General features: G+C 41.2%; 2 protein-coding genes and 1 pseudogene. 2 read left to right on the forward strand and 1 reads right to left on the reverse strand.

All coding sequences use genetic code 11. The features are described from left to right. A pseudogene (locus F6K49_RS43705) lies at window positions 1-269 on the forward strand (hypothetical protein); the annotation flags it as partial. A gap of 58 nt (window positions 270-327) precedes the next feature. Here F6K49_RS43705 and F6K49_RS43710 read toward each other — a convergent pair. Next, on the reverse strand, window positions 328-1,230 hold the full coding sequence (locus F6K49_RS43710) for a DUF3365 domain-containing protein (protein ID WP_293108040.1): 903 nt from the start codon (window positions 1,228-1,230) through the stop codon (window positions 328-330). Window positions 1,231-1,290: 60 nt separating this feature from the next. On the opposite strand from F6K49_RS43710, the gene F6K49_RS43715 reads away from it, so the two are divergent. Next, on the forward strand, window positions 1,291-2,055 hold a 765-nt coding region (locus F6K49_RS43715), incomplete at its 3' end, for a PhnD/SsuA/transferrin family substrate-binding protein (RefSeq protein WP_293108043.1).

Raw genomic sequence — 2,055 nt, forward strand, 5'->3', positions numbered from 1 at the left:
TTCAACCCTGGGTTAGTCCTACACCACTGCCAATTTCTTCTGCCCCTAATCGGAATAGTAATTTACTAGACCCCAATTTTGTAGCTCTTTGCCAACAGGAACTCGCTGAGTTAATTGGTCCGATGGCTACCATTGTCTGCCAGCGTACTCTTATTCAGAATCCTAACTCTTCCGCCCAAGAATTTGTAAAAGCTTTATCTCAACAAATTCCCAATCAAAAATATGCCCAAGACTTTAAACGGCGTTTACTGTCATCAGGTCATTTATAAGTAATCATTAGTAATCCTTCAGCCATCAACGGAGCAATAAATTACTAATTTTAGATTACTAATTAGTTTCTGAATTCAGCATATTCATCGCCATTTCTAAACTAACTTTCATCCGATTCAGAGATTTAGCTAGTATACCGATTTCGTCCTCTGAATCATGGTCAAATTCTCCAGCCATATTGCCAGTACTCACTTCCTTAGCTAATTGAGCCATCTGCTTAAGAGGTGTGGTCACCGATACCTTGAGGAAACCATTAATCAGCAAGATGCCTACCAGGAAAAAAACACTAATAATCCCAATCACCAATCGCTGTAACTGCTTAGCAGAATTAAAGATTTTAAACGCTGGAACTGATACAATTTTGGCACCAACAATTTCATTGAGCTTCCAACCAAAACCATGGTCATCACCATAGCTAGCAATTTGGCTAGCAGGGGCAGCTTCAGGAGTACTATGGCATCGTAAACAGCTTTTTTCAGAAATGGCCAGAGGACGGGCAACATAAAAAATTCTTCCACTAGGAAGAGAGCGAAAACCGGTTGTTTCTGTTAGCTCTGGCTGCTGTCGAAAACTCTCCACAATTTTGGTCTCGAAACTATCAGCTTTATCTCTGAGATTAGTTGGATTTAGCGTCGCTTCTTTATAGAAAAAATCACCATATTTATCACGTTTACGTAAATTTTCAAAAACTTCCCGAGCTGAATAAGCAGGTACTGTTTGAGGTAAAAATCGGTCTTCATTTTCCAGTCGATCAGCTAATTCTGGATTCACTTGATTATTGGTATACTCCCGCACCGAACCCATGGTTTCGATCAGAATTAGGGCTTGGTCAGTTACGACTTTTTCCGCATAGCCTTTTAAAAGTTGAGACAAAACTAAGCCACCAGTCAGTACAAGTCCTATAAAAATGAATACCAGTAGTAAGTTGAGCTTGATTCCTAAATTAAGTTTTTTTAACATTAGCCATCTCCCATAGTATCATGAGTGCCACAGCTGTTTTAGTTTTTAAGGTAATAAATTATGTTTTCCCGCCGTCTATTCTGCTTGAATCTTATATTTATTTTGACAGCTTGTAACTCACCCGATACCCCTATGCTAGGGAAATTAAGTATTGGGATCGTAAGTTACGGGGAAAGCGATCGCTTTATAGAGCAATACTCAAAGCTAATCGAATATCTTGGTGCTCGACTTAAGATGATTATAGAATTAGAACCGATTTACAACGAGCGCAGAGCAATAACTTTGATTAACCAGAGCAAGTTGTCTATCGTGTTTGCTCCTCCTGGTTTAGCAGCCATCGCCATTGCTGAGGCACAGTACATACCAGTGCTACCTCTCGAAGGAGTGACAAAGTCACGCTCAGTCATCGTAGTAAAACTCGACAGCCCAATCCAAGACTTGACTGAACTAGTGGGTAAAGTCATTGCTTTAGGTCAACCTGGTTCTGCCACAGGATATTATCTGCCAATCTACAATCTCTATGGTCTGACCCTAGCAGAAGTGCGTTTTGCCCCCACACCAAAACAAGTCTTAGAGTGGATTGCCTCTGAGGAGGTAGTCGCTGGAGCTTTGTCTTTAGAAGAGTTGGAACGCTACCGCCTAGGCTTTAGTCAGACTAGGTTCCGGATTTTATATATAGATTCTCATAAAATTCCCAGTGGTTCTATCCTGATCGGACCAACAGTCGAGAGAAATCTACAACAGGAGATCCACAAGGCACTAGAATCTGCCTCCAGCAGCATGGCAGCATCAGCAGGATACATCCCCAATGCTAAAGCACCTGAT

The organism is Moorena sp. SIO3I6, assembly GCF_010672095.1.

Bases quoted from the DNA above. Each gene is read 5' to 3' on its own strand.
- F6K49_RS43710 (WP_293108040.1), bottom strand. From the start codon at position 1,230: ATGTTAAAAAAACTTAATTTAGGAATCAAGCTCAACTTACTACTGGTA.